This is a genomic window from Acidimicrobiales bacterium (assembly GCA_036273495.1).
GTDB lineage: Bacteria > Actinomycetota > Acidimicrobiia > Acidimicrobiales > JAJPHE01 > DASSEU01.
This window is the reverse complement of record DASUHN010000293.1, coordinates 1-3124: the sequence shown is the minus strand read 5'-3', so window position 1 is coordinate 3124 and position 3124 is coordinate 1. Positions and strand designations below refer to the sequence as shown.

Here is a 3124-nt window from a genome sequence, read left to right as displayed (position 1 = left end):
CGGCGGTGATCCGCTTGGCCGAGGCGCGCTTGGCGGCGTCGATCATGATCAGCTGCTCCATGATCGACTCGTTCACGTCGCGACCGTGGGTCTGGAAGATGAAGACGTCCCCGCCCCGGATCGACTCGTTGAACCGGCAGTGCATCTCCCCGTTGGCGAACTCGGAGAGGTTCGGCTCCCCCAGCTGCACGCCGAGGTGGTCGGCTATCTCCTGGGCCAGCTCGGGATGGGACCGCCCGGCATAGAGGTCCAGGCGCTTCTTGGTGACGAGCTCCATGGTCAGCTCCCTTCCCCCAGCCGGTGCTCGAATGGGGGAACGACTTCACCGGGGCGCACTCGCGCGCCCGGGTCCAGCACGACGAAGGGCCCGATCCGGGCCCCTTCCCCGATCTCGGCGCGAACCGCGACGGTCTGCTCCACGACGGCGTCCTCCCCGACCGCGCAGTCGAACAGGCGGGCGTCGGGGCCGATCACCGAGTTGCGCCCGACCACGGTGGTGCCCTGCAGCACGGTCCCCGGGAACAGGGTCACGTCGGGCGCCAGCTCGACGGTCGTCTCCACATAGGTGCGCTCGGGATCCACCATGGTGACGCCCCGACGCATCCAGCGCTCGTTGGTGCGGTCGCGCAGCTCCGCCTCGGCCACGGCCAGCTGGGCCCGGTCGTTGACCCCCGCCGTCTCCATGGGATCGGCGGCCACGAGCGACGCCACGTTGTAGCCGGCATCGTGGATGACCCCGATCACGTCGGTGAGGTAGTACTCCCCCTGGGCGTTCTCGGGGTTGAGGCGCCGCAGGGCGGGCGTGAGCACACTGCGCCGGAAGCAGTAGATGCTCGTGCACACCTCCTGGATGGCGCGCTCCTCGTCGTCGGCGTCGGCCTCCTCGACGACCCGCGCCACCCGCCCGTCGCGGGAGCGGATGATGCGTCCGTAGCCGAAGGGCTGCTCGAGCCGGGCGGTCAGGAGGGTGGCGGCGGCGTCGGCCTCCCGGTGGGTCCGCACGAGGGCGGCCAGGGTCGGGGGCCGGAGCAGGGGTGTGTCCCCCGGGAGGACCAGGACGTCGACGTCCTCGTCGTCGTCGAGGTCGTTGGGCAGCCCGGTGAGCCCGACGGCGGCGGCGTCCCCGGTGCCCTGCTGGGTCCGCTGCTCGACGAACTCGATCGGCGGCTCGGCCGAGCAGACCTCCTGCAGCTTCTTCACCACCCGGTCGGCGCCGTGCCCGACCACGACCACGACCCGCTCGGCCGCCACCTCGGTGAGGGCGTCGATCACGTGGGCCACCATGGGCCGGCCGCAGAGGAGGTGGAGGGGCTTGGGGCGCGAGGAGCGCATCCGGGTACCTTCGCCCGCTGCCAGCACTACGGCGGTGAGGCGTTTGGACGGCACTGCAGTCCTTTCTACCTGAACGACTCTCGCTCGGGGGGGAGGGCTCGAACCTCCATTCCCGGATCCAAAGTCCGGCGTCCTACCATTGAACGACCCCCGACCGGGACCCGAGGCTCCGGCCTTCGACCCTATAGGGGAGCGCCCACCAATCTCCCGGGCCAATGGGTTCTCTCATCACGACGGCACTAGCCGCCTCAGGGCGAATCGGCCGAGGAGACGGTCCGTCGGTTCTGCCGGGAGCGCTGGACCAACCCGGTGACGGTGGAGCGGAACGAGTACATCCTCCGCCGGATGGTCCGGGACCTCGAAGCCCGGACGGTGTCGGACCTGACCGGGCCCGCCGTCATCCGCTGGTGCTCAGGCGCCGACCGGATGGATCCCGAGGCCCTGGACCGGGCGGGAGCCCTGCTGGACTAGGAGCGGGCTACTTGCCGGCGCGGCGCTGCCAGCGGGTCGCCTTCAGCATCTTCTTGTGCTTCTTCTTGCGCATCCGCTTGCGGCGCTTTTTGATCAGGGATCCCACGGCCCGGACACCCTACGCGACTTCTTGTCGGTGCAAAAATTCGATCCGCCTGCCCGCCGGACCGTCCCCAGCACCACCCGGGATCCGGCGGTTCGACCCTCTAGCCGCCGTCCGGAACGGGAGCCCGGCCTCCAGTGGAGAACTACACACCGTGAAGCGGTCCCTCGTTCTGCCCCTTTTGGTCCTGGCCCTGGCCGGGTCCGCCTGTGGCGCATCGGTCGGCTCGACAGCGTCGGCCACCCTGCCTAGCGGGCCGACGACACCGGCCCATTCGGCCCGGCTCGAGATCCAAACCGCGCTCCCGGACCCTGGCGGTGGGCCTCCGACACGGTCGGACGCCACCGGTGAGTTCGACTTCGTCCACCACCTGGGAGAGATCCAGGACCAGCCCGTTCCCGGGACGACTACGACGACCCTGATCCCGAACCAGGATGCCATCATCGGCGACGTCGGCTCCGGCCTCAGCGGTCCGGCGATCTTCGTAAACGGGACGTTGTACAGCCCCATCAGTTCGATCCCCTTCCCCGTAACTGCTGTCCCCGTCGGTAAGCGCTGGGTCGCTCGGTCGGGGCCGTTTCTCGGCCAGGTCTACGGACATGGCAGCGTGCCACCTATCACAGACATCTTGAACGGGATAGACCTCCCCTTCGGTCCCGCGTTGGATCCCGGTCTCGATCTCTCAGCACTAAGGCCATTCGTTGCGTCCACAACAGAGGTTGGGACATACGACATTCATGATGAGCACGTCGTCGAGTACCGCTTGATCCTCGACAGCGCCCACCTCGCCGCCGCCATGAGAGCCGCCCCGAGGTCGAGCCCCGAGCCTCCAAATGCCCTGACCGACTTCGTCAATGGCGTGACCGGCCCGAACCACCCCGTCGAGCTCTGGCTCGACTCACATGGCCGCGCCGTGCGGATCCACCTCACGGACACTGTCACGTTGACGGACGCGCCTCTGACGACATCGGTGACCGCCACCTACTGGGACTTCGGGACTCCGGTGACAGTGACCGCCCCTCCGTCCAACGAGGTTGCAAGCCTTTCCGATCTATCCGGCCAGTTCCCCTGCGGTCTCGTTACCGGTACAACGGCCCCGCCCACCCAGGCGTTCTGCTCTGGCGGCAGCGCTACCAGCGGTCCGCAGGCTGTCACCTTGCCCGCCTACCACGGTGCCCGTTCCAGATTCCAGTTCCGGCGAGTGGTGGATACCGCAGC

At 68.7% G+C, this 3124-nt stretch carries 5 protein-coding genes and 1 tRNA gene; 2 read left to right on the top strand and 4 right to left on the bottom strand.

Annotated elements, in window-relative coordinates; all coding sequences use genetic code 11:
• The 3 genes from VFW24_12550 to VFW24_12540 all read right to left on the bottom strand — a co-directional run.
• Window positions 1-277, bottom strand: a 277-nt coding sequence (locus tag VFW24_12550; protein HEX5267593.1) for a ribose-phosphate pyrophosphokinase-like domain-containing protein, incomplete at its 3' end; no start/stop codon positions are given.
• A 2-nt stretch (window positions 278-279) separates the two neighbouring features.
• A complete protein-coding gene (locus VFW24_12545) occupies window positions 280-1359 on the bottom strand; it encodes an NTP transferase domain-containing protein (protein HEX5267592.1) in 1080 nt (359 codons plus the stop codon).
• A 56-nt stretch (window positions 1360-1415) separates the two neighbouring features.
• Window positions 1416-1486: transfer RNA gene (locus tag VFW24_12540), tRNA-Gln, on the bottom strand.
• 155 nt (window positions 1487-1641) lie between these two features.
• Between VFW24_12540 and VFW24_12535 the strand changes: the two genes are divergently transcribed.
• The gene (locus VFW24_12535; protein HEX5267591.1) at window positions 1642-1803 is read left to right on the top strand and encodes a hypothetical protein; all 162 of its coding nucleotides are present in this window, start codon (window positions 1642-1644) and stop codon (window positions 1801-1803) included.
• Window positions 1804-1810: 7 nt separating this feature from the next.
• Here the strand turns inward: VFW24_12535 and VFW24_12530 are convergent, their stop codons facing one another.
• Window positions 1811-1909 carry an AURKAIP1/COX24 domain-containing protein gene (locus VFW24_12530; protein HEX5267590.1) on the bottom strand — a complete coding sequence of 33 codons (99 nt, stop codon included), beginning with the start codon at window positions 1907-1909 and terminating at the stop codon, window positions 1811-1813.
• A 151-nt stretch (window positions 1910-2060) separates the two neighbouring features.
• Here VFW24_12530 and VFW24_12525 point away from each other — a divergent pair.
• Window positions 2061-3124: hypothetical protein (locus VFW24_12525; GenBank protein HEX5267589.1), on the top strand; the 1064-nt coding region annotated here is incomplete at its 3' end.